The sequence below is a fragment of the Haemophilus parainfluenzae genome (assembly GCF_003252725.1).
GTDB lineage: Bacteria > Pseudomonadota > Gammaproteobacteria > Enterobacterales > Pasteurellaceae > Haemophilus_D > Haemophilus_D parainfluenzae_L.
Map to the genome: position 1 here is coordinate 398,050 of NZ_QEPO01000002.1, position 13,643 is coordinate 411,692.

Consider the following 13,643-nt stretch of genomic DNA (forward strand, 5'->3'; position numbering starts at 1 on the left):
GAGATTAAAAATAAAAACAAGACTGCTTAACTTGTCATCGGTGTGCATTCTAATCTCGCAAATGAGAATGGTCAAGTGTTTTTTTAAATATTTTTTTATAAGCCACTAATAATAAAGGAGAAATCAATGTTAATTATTCTCATTTATGTAACATATGTAAAATAAATTCTCATTATCAGATCAAGAATGATGAAATCTGCAGAATTTGAAGTACGCAATTGTATTCAGAATTCACGTAGCGTTATCTCAAAATTTCATTCCAATTTAATTATTCCATCACAAAGACATACATTTATTTCTTTTATATCCATAATCCCAAAATCACCTTATTTTGAGTAATGCATGAAATAGGATAGTCACCTATATTGATTTGTGACATATTTATATATTTAATTTAACATAATATACATTATGCGAAATAAATTACAAGGTTAGTAAAGGCTACGTATTAATAAGATCACAGAGTTATGCACAGGTCACGGATACCATTCAAACGATGCGAAATCTAGTCTCGCAACACTTTGCAATAAGATTAAATAATGATTTACACACTCTAAAGTTGTTATGTAAGGAAAAAATAAAGACGTTTATATGTATCAAATAATGACAACGCTACGTGAATTCTGCGTTATTTTATGAGGTGAATATCATCAGATTTAAAAAAGAAAAACGTAAATCTCAGGGATTAAGATTTACGTTTTTGATGAATGGTATTTGTGTGACTATGTCACGATATGTATAAGGTTAAGATAACAGTTTTGCTCCGTATTCATAAACCTGTTGCAGTAAATTCAGTTTGGTTGGATTATCCGAATATTCCTCTGCTAACTGCTGTAAACTTTCTTCAAATTTAACCGCACTTTGTTCTAATTTACGTTGGCGATATTTTTGCCATTTGATTTGCTCAGCACGATTTAGGGTTTTGTAGAAATGTCTTGCACGATAATGGAATAACAATTCAGGAATTCGTTTATCTTCAAACGCTAAACCATGCTCAGCTAATTTTTCAGGTGGTAAATCGCGTAAAATAGCCATGTTGTTTTTATCGGCGTTGCTAAAGAAACCGTTATAAAGTTCTGTTTCTACATTATCACCCGGCTCAAATTCGCGCTCTTCTGAGAATATTTCAATAACTTTCTCGCGAATATCTAAGGATTGGCGCAATTTTGCTAAATTACCTAAGCATTGTTGTCTGTCTATCCCTAAACGAGCTGCATTTTCTGGCAGTAACGTTTTTGCAGGAGCTAAAATTGGGCATTTATTAATATGAACCAATTTCAATGGAACTGATGAAACTCCCCTTTCTTCTAGCTCGCTTTTCTTGGTATATAAATCTTGTAGCAAATCAACCGCGCTTTTACTGAGTAAATTATCAATATCACCTGATAAATCACAGATGATTACAGCATTTTGATTAGTTGGATGCCATGCTAATGGTGCTACCCAAGCACAATTGCCGCGATAATTCCCTAGCATACCTGAAACGTGCACTAATGGTGTCATTTCCGCGGTATCAATTAGCTTCTCAATTTCCCTCTTACCTCTATGCTCAAAGAAGAATTGAAATAATTTAGGCTGCTTTTCTTTGATTAATTTAGCCATAGCGATGGTTGCATACACATCCGCCATTGCATCATGGGCGTTTTCATGCTCAATACCATTTGCTTTGGTTAGCTTTTCTAAGCGAAAGCTTGGCATACCATCATCGTCATAAGCCCAATTTATCCCTTCTGGACGCAGTGCATAGCAAGCCCGGACTAAATCCAGTAAATCCCAACGAGAATTGCCATTTTTCCAACTATATTCATAGGGATCAATAAAATTGCGGTAAAAGGTGTAACGAGTCATTTCATCGTCATAACGAATGTTGTTGTAACCCATCACACAAGTATTAGGTTGTGAAAACTCAGCTAGAATTTTTGCGGCAAATTCAGGTTCAGGAATCCCCTTTTCATTACATTCTTGTGGCGTGATTCCTGTGACCATTACGGCCTCTGGAGCAGGCAAATAATCATTGGTTTGCTTGCAATACAACATAATAGGCTCACCAATGATATTGAAATCTGCATCGGTACGAATACCAGCAAATTGAGCAGGACGATCACTTGCCGGATTGATACCAAAACTTTCGTAATCGTAGATAAAAAAACTAAAATTGTTTGCCATAATTAAGCCAAAATTTTATCTAAATAATATAAACAGAAAATTGCTGAAAGGCTGATAATAATACCAAACCAGTTGATTTTGGTGATTTTTTCTTTGAAGAAAAATGCGCCGGTGATGGTGCCTAAACAAATAACACCAATATTCATTCCCGCAAAAACTAAGGTTGGGTTTTGTCCGAAGCTTTGGTGCGCTTTAATGTAAAACAGGATGTTAAAGAAATTCAATACACCTAAAATGATCCCCCCAATAAAGCTTGGCACTGTCCACTGAGTGCGTTTTAGGAATAAATACAGGAACATGACACAAGCGGCTAATGAGAAAGCAATGAATAATGTGGTTGGGAATGCTCCCCCGCTTTTGGCCACTTGTTTGAATAAGATATCAATCGTGCCATAACCAAACCAAACACCGATTAAGCTTAAAATCCCCTTAAAAGTGACCGCACTTTGTTCATTCGATTTGTTCAAAATACAGAATAAACCGATGAATGCCAAAATAATACCAACAATTTTAGGCTGACTTAATGTTTCATGGAAAATAATAAAAGAGGCAACAATCGGTAGAAATAACGATAAGCGTTGTGCTGCATCCGAACGCACGATGCCAGCAAATTCAACCGCTTTAGACATAATGATAAATACGGTTGGTAATAAAATACCTAATGCTAGGAAAATAGGTGTGCTATCACTTTGTGCCAAATATTCGGTAAATTCCAATCCTTTAAAATCAGGTTTGAGCAAGAAATAGCTTAATGAAATGGCGATAATATAGTTGAACGCAATTGCTTGTTCAATAATGATATTTTTCTTGCGAGCAACTTTGAGTAAAACCGACACGGCGACACTACATAGAATGGCAAAAATAAGGTTATGCATAATTCGTCCTAAATTCTCATAAAAATAACAATGAAAAAAGCGGCCAATTGCTTTGACCGCTTTAAAAAACTACTCTGTTGCGCCAAAGCCACGCAAACCAACCACATGAACTTGTTCTTGGTTGCCGGCAATTTTACGCACCAGTTTATAGGTTGTCCCTTTTTCAGGGCTGATATTCTCCGGTGCTGCGATAAGTAATTGCATATCCAAACGTTCGCAAAGTTCGAACAAGGTGGAAATGGACTTACCATCCAAACGCGCCGCTTCATCTAAGAATAGTAAACGACATGGCACGATGTCTTTACCGCGAATACGGCGGCTTTCCTCTTCCCAGCTTTGTACTACCATTAGTAGGATTGACATACCCGTACCGATCGCTTCACCTGTCGATAATGCGCCACTTTCAGCACGTAACCAGCCATCTGCACCACGGAATACTTCAACTTCTAGCTCGAGATAATTACGGTAATCCAATAATTCTTCACCGATAGTTTGTGCTGTGCGTTGGCCCATATCAATATGCGGGTTAATGCGTTGATAAAGTTTCGCAATGGCTTCAGAGAAGGTAATACGATTATCACTGAATAAATCCTGATATTCTTCTTGTTTACCAGACAGAGCATCAAGCAACATCGCATGTGTATCGCGAATATTGACCACTAAACGTACCGATTTCACCTGACCGAAGGCAATATTTTGTAGACCTTGGTTCAACATGCGAATACGATTTTGTTCACGTTGAATGGTTTTACGCATAATATTTGCCACACTTTCAGAACTGATCGCCAATTTTTTCTCACGGCCAGTCAATTCTTCTGTTAAGCGATTAAGCTCAATTTCCATTTGCTCAATTGCATCAATCGGATCATCCGTTTTAATAATATCCTGACGAATACGTTCACGAAGATGTTGATATACCGCAATGAAGAAGCGAACTTTGTTTTCCGGTTTACGGCTGTCTTCAGAAATACGCAATGCATCGCGGAGATATTCATTATCAGCCACCGCAGTACGTAACGCACCTAAGGCTTTATCCGACATTGAACGTAAATCATCAGCAGATAAATAAGCCAACTCACGGCGATTGAGTCGTTTTTCCACATCGGAATTACGAGATAAACGCAGAACCACGCACCAGCTGACTTTCGCTGCCACAACTAATTCACGTTGCGTTTTATAATCACGTTCTGCTTTGCGAATACGTTTATTTAAGTTCTCCGCTTCACTTTCAATAAGTGTTAATTGTTTTTCGACATAAGAACGACGTTGACGGCTGGTTGAAAGTTGTTGATACAACTCATCACGGCGATTTCTTGCACGTTCCTCAGCCCCTTCATCAGCACGCACGCCCAATTCCCCAATCTCAGCAATTAATTCTTTCAACAATTGATTTTTACTGTCGTAAGAACTTTGCAATTGAATAAATACTTGGTTGTATTGTGCGAATTGGCTTTGTTTTTGACGTAACTGTTCACGTTGAGCATCACGTTGAGTCTGTAATTGCTCCAAACGTTGACGAAGTTGCTCATTAAGCTCTGATGTTTCCGCTTGCCCTGCATCTTCATAACTGAAGTGATTTTTACGTTGCACCACATCCGCTAAAGCAAATACACGTTGTTGTACTTGTTTTTGACGTTCAATCGCTTGGGTTAAATCAGCTTTTAAGCGTTCATAGTTTTCCGGATCGCTTTGTAAGGTATTGGCTATCGGTTCTAATTGTGACAACGCAACGCCATGTTGACGAATAAAGCTTTCATCTTGCTCTGCGATGTCTAATTGTTCGCGGCACTCTTCAATGCGATCAAGTAATTCTTCATCAGCAAGCAAGTTAAGCTGTGGCATTAACTTATTCAACAATTGCATTTTTTCTTTGGCATTATCCAATTTAATGCGAATTTGTTGTTCGGTGCTTGAGAATTGATTGAGCTCGCGATCAATTTCATTGCGTTCTTGATTGATTTCCGCCATCACCTCTTCAGGGTTTGGTTGGAACGCAAGCGCTAGATGTAAGCCAACAAATTGACTAAAGTGTTCGTGTAAACGTTGACATTTTTGTACATCAAAGGCGATTTGTGCGTATTCTTCCGCAATTTCATCACGTTTAGCTTGTAATTCTTCTAAATGTTTTTCTCGTGCTGCACGGCCGAATAATGGAATTTGCGGGAATTTTGAATAACGCAATTCACGATCAGACACTTGCACCACAACGCCCATTTCAAGTTCTTGGGCTGAAAGTACGCTGTCATCAAAGGCATTTGGGTCACCTTCGATTAAATATAAATCATCTGGACAATCTTCTAAATTAGCTAATTGTTCGCGTACCGTGTTGAGATCACGCACAACAATAGCATGACGGGCAGGACCATAAAGTGCCGAGAAATAAGGTGCATCTTCAATTGGTACATCATCATATAATTCAGAAAGCAATACCCCACCAAAACGTTCTGCAAGCACGTTCAGACGAGCATCTTCAGAACCATCTGGTTGGCTTAAACGAGAGATTTGCTCGTCTAATTGTTGACGTTGTTTTTCTAAATTGTCACGTTGAATAGTCAGTTCACGTTCTTTTACCAATTGTGATTGCATAAAATGCATTACATCTTGGCTATGCTCGAAGGTTTCACCACTTTGCTCTTGTAAGCGTTCTAAAGCGGCTTGAGCAGTTAACCAAGCAGGTGCTTTACGAGCATTTTCTTCGTAAAGTGCGGTCAAACTTTCACGTTTTTGACGCAAGGTTGAACGGTTTTCTACTTGCTCAGCAAGTTCTTCATTTAAACTTTCAATGAGTTCTTCTTGTTCAGCGTGGTATGCTTCGAGTTCATCAGCGGTTTCTAAAGATAAATCAGCACGTTGATTAAAATCAGCCAATAATTTAACCGCACTTTGTTGTTGAGCATAGCGCTGCTCTAACTCATGTAATTTCGCGCGTAATTGTGGGGTTTGTTGTGCTTGAATTTTTTGTGTTGGATATTCACGCAATAATTCTTTAGCGCTTTCCCAAGCACTTGAACGTGGCATATCGCCAGCAATTTTGCACACCAACTGATAGGCTTTATCAAATTGTGATTTAGCCGCTTCAGAAATTGACATCTTATGCTCTAACTCAAGCACTTGCTCGGTAAGACTTTCTGCATGGGCCGCAAATTCCGCATGGTAATCTTCCGCATTTTTCACGCTTAAATCCGCTAAACCACATAAGGTTTTCGCTTTTTCAAGCGCAGCAATCGCTTGTTGATATTGCAATGCACGGGTTTGTTGAGCATCTAATGCTTGTTGATAATCCGCAAGTTGCGCACGTACTTGGTCAATTTCAAGTTCCGTTTGCTCAAATTGTGCTTGGCTTTCTTCAAGCTGTTCGGTTGCAGTTTCTACAACCATTTTTTGTTCTTCTAATTTTTCTGTAAGCTCAGCCACATCTTCTTGGTAACGCGATACCTTTTCTTGATGACGTAATGCATTTAATACCAAGTTTAAGTGGTCAGCCGCACTTTGGTGATCTACTTCTAAAGTACGTTCATTTTCTGCCAACTCTGCAGCTTCACGGCTTAAGTCAATTAAGCGATGTTGTGATAATTCTTGCTCAGCTTTTGCTTTATACCAATCACGGCGGAAACCTAGAGCGGCTTCGATATTGCCGCGGCGTTCATTGGCATTACGCATATAATCTGATGCCACATAATTCGTGGTTTCGGTGATTAAATGTTTGAATAAATCACGGTCAGATTGGGTAACTTTAATTGCTTCAAGGGTCATACGGTTTTCACGTAACGCACTTTCCATATCTTGGAAGGCTTTACGCACACCAAGATTTTCTGGCAATAAGTAATCACGTAAAGAACGGGTAATGGCGCTGGAAATACCACCGTATAAAGAAGCTTCGATTAATTTATAGAATTTGCTACGGTCTGAGGCACTACGTAAGCGTTTTGGAATAATACCCAAATCAAACATCATACCGTGATAATCGGTGATGGAATGATATTGCTTGAATTGCGCACCAAGATTTTCAATTTTGTCTTTTAATTCATTTAAATTGAGTACGCGCGCTTGACGTTCACCGACAGCTTCGGTGAAAAGTGCGGTCGGATTTAAGGATAATTCTACCCCTTGAATCGAGAAGGTTTTTAAATCCACTTTCTTATCACGACCCGCAATTTGTTGCAGACGCACCCCCACGAGAATTCGTTGGTGACGAGAATTGATGGTATCCAATACCGCATAACACACACCTGGACGCAATTTACCGTGTAACCCTTTATCACGCGAACCGCCTGTCGAGCCGGCTTCTGTGGTATTACGGAAATGTAATAAGGTTAAGTCTGGAATCAACGCTGTCACAAAACCAGCCATGGTTGTGGATTTACCAGCACCGTTACCACCGGAAAGTGTAGTTACTAATTCATCTAAATCAAAAGTACGGGCAAAGAAACCATTCCAGTTAATTAAGGTCAGTGAACGGAATTTACCTCGTTCTACCCCATTATGTTGGTTTAATACAGGAGCAATAAATTCTTCTTCAACCTGTTCGGTTGATTGCTCAGGCTCGTCTTGATAGATTTCGTTTTCAAGTTCTAATACATCAGACATTACTCTTGTTCTCCTGCATCATCAAATTCTTCATCAATTTCAACCGCACTTTCTTCATCATCGATATCATCAGCATGACTTGCCGCTTTTGCTTGTTTTTCCAATTCGAGAGATTGCGGTGTTGCCGCTTCCCCATCACGAATTAAGCGTGCTTGTGCTTCTAACGGGTCATCCCCGGAACGCACTTCAGCCCCAAAACGGAAAACTGATTCTGAAATCGTAAATTTACCGCTATGTTGTTCACCCACGGTATGAATCATACCTAAACGGCGTAAACGACCGATCGCCGCACGGACTTTTTCTGCTAGTTTTTGTTTATCCAAATCCGAACCGCTGGAACGTTGATTGACGGCTTTCAATAATTTACCTTCGTCCGCTAAATTCAGTAATTCATCATAAACTTCTTGTGTACTAAAGATGCCTTGCTGTGCCAAACGTTCTGGGCTTAAATACAAATAGCAAAGTACTTTTCCTACCAACATCTCTAATTCAGAAAGCACTGAACGGGCAATTAACGTCGTCGCTTTCGGACGTAAATAGAAAAAGCCTTCAGGAGCACGAATCAATTCCACATTGTAACGACGATAAAAACCATCCAACTCATTTTGGAAATCCATCAAAAAAGCATGATTATCTAATTGATCTGTGCTGATATGGCGACCTGAACGCAATAAGCTGTCCACTGTCGGGAAAATAGGATTTGCAATGGCATTTGCCAATTTCGGGGAAATTACATCTTGAATATCTGTCATGGTTAATTTCTCATTTTATGAATTCGTTTTTGGGTAAGCCACGAAATTAATATTTATCAATCACATGCGCTTGTACTTCTGCGCCGTAATCGTTAATTTCCTGCCATTGCGGATAAAGACCGGCTAAATCATCATTTGCCATACCTAAACGCACTGCTTGATCCACAATAATACGTGCCACATCAAAATGACGTGAAAGCGGATAAGCCTCTAATTGTTCTTTTAAGACTAAACTTAAATCAATCGGACGATTATTTTCACGGTATTGAATGAGTAAGCCTTGCATATGCTCGACGATTTGATCATGTAAATCAGCCAAAGATTCATATTGCAACTCTTCAGGTAATTCACCCAATGCATCATCTTCACGTAATACCATTTCCTCATCTCGCAGATCGATCAAACGTTCCGCTTGAGCGGTCCACAAGAACCAAGGATGATCGAAATAGCTGTGGATAGAGTTACGCAAGCGTTGTGAGAATACACGGTTTTTATCCATATCAATGGCGGTACGGATAAATTTATGCACGTGACGGTCATAACCAATCCATAAATCGATGGCTTGTTGTCCCCAGCTAATAATGCGGTCAAGTTTGGATTGTAAATCGGTAATTAATTGTTCAATAAAATACAGCTCATCATGGCCAATTACACAATCTTGAATACGTAATAATTGAGCCTGTAACTTATCACCCGCTGCATTTAAGGTGTCTTGTAACTCACGTAAATTGCCTGAGGTTTCATCTAATAAACGTTCACAGCTAGAAATTGCAGCCTGCCAGTCTTTGGTAAGCAAATTGGCAATTTCTTCTTTAATGCTTTGCTGATTTTCATCCATCACGCGTTGTGATAAATCGATACTATCGAAAATCTCTGCTACAGAATATTTTAACGGAGCGAAAACATTCCGACGCCAAAAGTGCTCATTCTCTCCTTTTGCAGTCCCTTCCTCTGCAGCATCAGATGCACGCTGAATTTCATCAGCCACAATAGAGAGTTGTACAGAAAGACGTAATGCAGAAAATTCACGCTGACGAATATAATAATCTGATACGCCAACACCTAGTGGGGTGAGACGATAAATGGAAAGGCCTTCAGTAAATTCACTGCTGAAACGGTTAAGAAAACGCTGTTTCACCAATTCATTGATAGCATTATTGGCACGGGTGGCAATCGCATCCGTTGATTGGTCAAAAGCATTGGATGTATGGCGGAAAATATCCACTAAATCGGCTTCTAGCATCTCACCGTCCAAACGTTCGTTGTTATAGATGGCGATTGCCAGCAAAAACACCAAGCGCTCTGTCGGCAGATTTAACGAAAATTCCCGCTCTTTCGCCCATGAGACGAGTTCAGGAATAGTTTGTGAGGTTTCGATCATTCGGTTACAAAAGCTTAAAATTGAACAAAAAATTTCTGAGATTATACAGGATTTTTTATCGTTCTTGAAATCTTCTTGCAAATTGAACGAACTTTTTATCTTTCAAGATTATATGTGGCTAATCTGCGATATAAACAGATTATAAATAGACGTTATCTTCAAAACAAAGAGCCACAAACTTGTGGCTCTTTCTTCTAAAAACTATCAAAAATTTGACCGCACTTATTACAATAGATATCGCCAAACGAATGCGCTAACTAAAATAATTAGCATGATAATAATTTGTATTAAACGTTTTTTGGTTAATTTTTCTGCAGCCATATTGATTTGCTCTTTGATAACTTCTGAAATTGACTATTTAGTGGTAGAATAATTGCGTTAGATCAATTTTACACTATATTTATCGATTTGAGGAATAAATGAAGAATTTCGTTTCAGAAACCAAATCAGGACGCAGAGTTCAATCAGGTGGTTGTGCAATTCATTGTCAGGATTGCAGTATTAGTCAACTTTGTATCCCTTTCACATTGAACGAATATGAACTCGATCAGCTTGATAATATCATTGAGCGTAAAAAGCCTATCCAAAAATCTCAAGTCCTTTTTAAAGCCGGAGATACACTGAATTCTATTTATGCGATTCGCTCTGGCACCATCAAAACTTATACCATTAGTGAAGCCGGTGAAGAACAAATTACCTCTTTCCACTTACCAGGCGATTTAGTGGGCTTTGATGCGATCACAAATATGCAACATCCAAGTTTTGCACAGGCTTTGGAAACCGCCATGGTATGTGAAATTCCATTTGATATCTTAGATGACTTATCTGGCAAAATGCCTAAGCTTCGTCAGCAAATTATGCGTTTGATGAGTAGTGAAATCAAAAGCGATCAAGAAATGATTTTATTACTTTCTAAAATGAACGCTGAAGAACGTTTAGCGGCATTTATTCACAATCTCTCAAAACGTTATTCTGCTCGTGGTTTCTCTGCGAAAGAATTCCGCTTAACCATGACCCGTAGCGATATTGGCAACTATCTTGGTTTAACCGTTGAAACCATCAGTCGTTTACTTGGCCGTTTCCAAAAACTGGGTGTACTCTCTGTTCAAGGTAAATACATTACTATTAATGATATTAATGCATTGATTGATTTAACCGGTGTACATAAAACCAAAATCCAATTAGCAGAATAAATTAAAAGCGTGAGTTTTCACGCTTTTTTAACATTTGAAACAAAAAAACTTGCACGAGATCACTTTTTTGATAATCGGTTCTTGTCATAACTTAAAATCTTTTCTATCCTATTGATATCTCATATCTTGGAGGCTTTATGAAATTTAATAATATTCTTGTTGTACTCAACCCTGATAACGAAAAACAATATGCTCTAGCTCGTGCCGTTCGTCTTGTTAAAGAACAGCAAAATGAAACAAAGGTAAAAATCACCACCCTTTTGAGTGTTTATGACTTATCGTATGAGATGTCAGCGCTTCTTTCTTCTGAAGAACGCAGCGAAATGCATAAAACAGCCGTTGAACAACAGCGTCAAGCCGTACAATTTTATTTAGATAAATATGCAGATCCAGAAATTGAATTTGAATCACACATTGTATGGAGCAGCAATGAAGCAGATGCAATTCGTGAAGAAGTTGAAAAAAATCAATACGACCTCGTGGTGAAATACACTAAAGATGAAGAAAGTTTCACTTCATTGATTTTCACACCAGTAGATTGGCAATTGTTACGTAAATGTCCAATCCCGGTATTAATGGTACGTGATGGCGACTGGAAACACCAACGCCGTATTTTAGTCGCTGTTAATGTATCCGGTGAGCAAGAATATCAAGATGAATTCAATCAAGAATTAGTTTCAACAGGCATGAATTTAGCGGAAAACTTAAACCGTGGTAACGTACATTTAGTCGCAGCCTACCCTGTTGCGCCAATTAATATGGCGATTGATTTGCCTGAATTTAATACTTCAGGTTATGAAAATGGTATTCGTGGTCAACACCTTATCAATATGAAAGCCTTACGTCAAAAATTTGGTATTGATGAAGATCATACCCATGTACGCGAAGGTTTCCCTGAAGAGGTGATTCCTGAAGTGGCGAAAGAAATTGAAGCTGAATTAGTGATTTTAGGTACAGTGGGAAGAACGGGTTTATCTGCAGCGTTATTAGGTAATACGGCTGAACATGTAATTAGTAAATTAAGCTGCAATTTATTAGCTATTAAACCATCTAAAAAATAAGCCTATTTAGCTTTTTATTTAAAACAAGTGCGGTCAGAAAAACAATCGTTTTATTGACTGCACTTTTTTGTTAAAAAAATGTGAAGTTCCTCACGAAATCAACTTTTTTCATTCGTCTCATCATTTCTTTTTCGTTATACTCGTCCGCCCTATCGAAGACTTTCTATAAATTGATTTATTATTAAAAAGGAAAGACAATGAAAAAAACATTAATTGCAGCACTACTTGGCTTCTCTGCGCTTGCGCAAGCACATGAAGTTTGGGTTGCAACACCAGCACAACTTGCTTCTAATAGCGTTTTAAAAGCTGATTTAGCTTATGGTGACTACCCCTACGTTGAAAAAATTCCTGAAAAACGTCTCGCGATTTTTCCACCGATGGAACTCATCAATCAAGATGGTGAAATACAAACATTAGTACAAAAAGGTGAAAACTACCAATATCAATCAGAAAAACCGTTAAAAGACGGTTCATATTGGGTAACAGCTACTTATAAACCAACTTTCTGGTCACAAAATAATGAAGGTTGGAAAATGGATAACTTACAAGGCACACCAAATGCATTCTATTGCGAACAAACTCAAATGTTTGGTAAAGCCTTTACTGTAGTGGGCAAAAAACCATTAAATGCAGATATGGCAATGACACGCCTCGGCTTACCACTTGAAATCGTGCCACTTAAAGATCCGAAAACAATTAAAGCAGGTGAAGCTTTCCCTGTTCAGATTTTCTATAAAGACCAACCACTTGCAGGCGAAACAATTATCGCAACCTCTGATACATTTGTTGTGAAAGATATGGAAGCGGCGACATCTCACCGTGAGCCGCAAGCCTTTTCTGGTAAAACAGACAAAGAAGGTAAAGTTAACTTTATTCCATTAATTGAAGGTGTTTGGAAACTTAAAGTGATTCATAAAGAACCATTTGAAGATCAAAAAGTTTGTCAACATTCAGCGAATTATGCGACGTTAATTCTCCCTGTTGGTAAAGCTAGAGCTAAACTCCCACCAAAACCAGAACATCATCATTAATCATAAAAAAGTGCGGTCAAATTTAACCGCACTTTTTTAATATGTTCTTAACGCTGGAGGTTGGTAATGTTCAATAAAGGTTTCGATTTCTTGAAGATTATTCGAGAATAAAATTTTCTCAAAATCACCTTGAGTAAAGAAGCCCTCTTTCACCATATGGCTAAAAAAGGACTTTAATGAATCAAAATACCCCTTTTCATTAAATAGAATACAAGGATTGTTATTTTTTCCAATTCGCGCCCAAGAAATCACTTCAGCAATCTCTTCTAAAGTGCCAGGTCCACCAGGCAAAGCAATATAAGCATCGCCAAGCTCAATCATTTTATTTTTTCGCTCAGACATGTTTTCAACAATCACGGTCTTGGTCAAATTAGGATGTGCAACTTCTCTGTCTTGTAAAAATTGAGGAATAATGCCAATTACCTTGCCTTGATGAGCAAGTACAGTATCTGCAATCACGCCCATTAATCCCAATTTTCCGCCACCATAGACTAAAGTATGTTGACCATCAGCAATCCATTTTCCTAATTTTTTTGCGGCAGCCTGATAGGCAGAATCATTACCTAAACTGGCACCGCAATAAACAGTGATGTTCAT

9 protein-coding genes are annotated in these 13,643 nt (G+C 38.4%); 3 read left to right on the plus strand and 6 right to left on the minus strand.

Annotation, left to right across the window (positions count from 1 at the left end):
• Positions 1-744: 744 nt before the first annotated feature.
• From sbcB to mukF, 5 genes are all read right to left on the minus strand, one after another.
• Complete coding sequence (gene sbcB, locus DPV85_RS04560; RefSeq protein WP_111327213.1) at positions 745-2,166, minus strand: exodeoxyribonuclease I; 1,422 nt, start codon at positions 2,164-2,166, stop codon at positions 745-747.
• A gap of 2 nt (positions 2,167-2,168) precedes the next feature.
• Positions 2,169-3,041: an EamA family transporter gene (locus DPV85_RS04565; RefSeq protein ID WP_111327214.1), complete on the minus strand. Its 873-nt coding sequence runs from the start codon at positions 3,039-3,041 to the stop codon at positions 2,169-2,171.
• A 69-nt stretch (positions 3,042-3,110) separates the two neighbouring features.
• Positions 3,111-7,628 (minus strand): chromosome partition protein MukB, encoded by a 4,518-nt coding sequence (gene mukB / locus DPV85_RS04570; RefSeq protein WP_111327215.1) that lies wholly within the window; start codon positions 7,626-7,628, stop codon positions 3,111-3,113.
• Entirely contained in the window at positions 7,628-8,380 is a 753-nt protein-coding gene (mukE, locus tag DPV85_RS04575) for a chromosome partition protein MukE (RefSeq protein ID WP_049373440.1), read from the minus strand. The genes mukB and mukE overlap by 1 nt, the downstream gene beginning before the upstream one ends.
• Positions 8,381-8,426: 46 nt before the next feature.
• Positions 8,427-9,761: a chromosome partition protein MukF gene (gene mukF / locus DPV85_RS04580; protein ID WP_111327216.1), complete on the minus strand. Its 1,335-nt coding sequence runs from the start codon at positions 9,759-9,761 to the stop codon at positions 8,427-8,429.
• A 419-nt stretch (positions 9,762-10,180) separates the two neighbouring features.
• On the opposite strand from mukF, the gene fnr reads away from it, so the two are divergent.
• The 3 genes from fnr to DPV85_RS04595 all read left to right on the plus strand — a co-directional run bounded on the left by fnr (position 10,181) and on the right by DPV85_RS04595 (position 13,046).
• Entirely contained in the window at positions 10,181-10,954 is a 774-nt protein-coding gene (fnr, locus tag DPV85_RS04585) for a fumarate/nitrate reduction transcriptional regulator Fnr (RefSeq protein WP_111327217.1), read from the plus strand.
• Positions 10,955-11,091: 137 nt separating this feature from the next.
• Entirely contained in the window at positions 11,092-12,015 is a 924-nt protein-coding gene (gene uspE, locus DPV85_RS04590; protein ID WP_070775884.1) for a universal stress protein UspE, read from the plus strand.
• Between the two features lie 197 nt (positions 12,016-12,212).
• Positions 12,213-13,046: a DUF4198 domain-containing protein gene (locus DPV85_RS04595; RefSeq protein ID WP_111327218.1), complete on the plus strand. Its 834-nt coding sequence runs from the start codon at positions 12,213-12,215 to the stop codon at positions 13,044-13,046.
• A 36-nt stretch (positions 13,047-13,082) separates the two neighbouring features.
• On the opposite strand, the gene DPV85_RS04600 is transcribed toward DPV85_RS04595, so the two are convergent.
• Complete coding sequence (locus DPV85_RS04600) at positions 13,083-13,643, minus strand: LOG family protein (RefSeq protein ID WP_111327219.1); 561 nt, start codon at positions 13,641-13,643, stop codon at positions 13,083-13,085.

What these genes read in the sequence shown, in the direction of transcription:
- mukE (WP_049373440.1), bottom strand. Translation starts at nt 8,380, where the DNA reads ATGACAGATATTCAAGATGTAATTTCCCCGAAATTGGCAAATGCCATT.
- fnr (WP_111327217.1), top strand. Translation starts at nt 10,181, where the DNA reads ATGAAGAATTTCGTTTCAGAAACCAAATCAGGACGCAGAGTTCAATCA.
- sbcB (WP_111327213.1), bottom strand. Translation starts at nt 2,166, where the DNA reads ATGGCAAACAATTTTAGTTTTTTTATCTACGATTACGAAAGTTTTGGT.
- DPV85_RS04600 (WP_111327219.1), bottom strand. Translation starts at nt 13,643, where the DNA reads ATGAACATCACTGTTTATTGCGGTGCCAGTTTAGGTAATGATTCTGCC.
- mukF (WP_111327216.1), bottom strand. Translation starts at nt 9,761, where the DNA reads ATGATCGAAACCTCACAAACTATTCCTGAACTCGTCTCATGGGCGAAA.
- uspE (WP_070775884.1), top strand. Translation starts at nt 11,092, where the DNA reads ATGAAATTTAATAATATTCTTGTTGTACTCAACCCTGATAACGAAAAA.
- DPV85_RS04595 (WP_111327218.1), top strand. Translation starts at nt 12,213, where the DNA reads ATGAAAAAAACATTAATTGCAGCACTACTTGGCTTCTCTGCGCTTGCG.
- DPV85_RS04565 (WP_111327214.1), bottom strand. Translation starts at nt 3,041, where the DNA reads ATGCATAACCTTATTTTTGCCATTCTATGTAGTGTCGCCGTGTCGGTT.
- mukB (WP_111327215.1), bottom strand. Translation starts at nt 7,628, where the DNA reads ATGTCTGATGTATTAGAACTTGAAAACGAAATCTATCAAGACGAGCCT.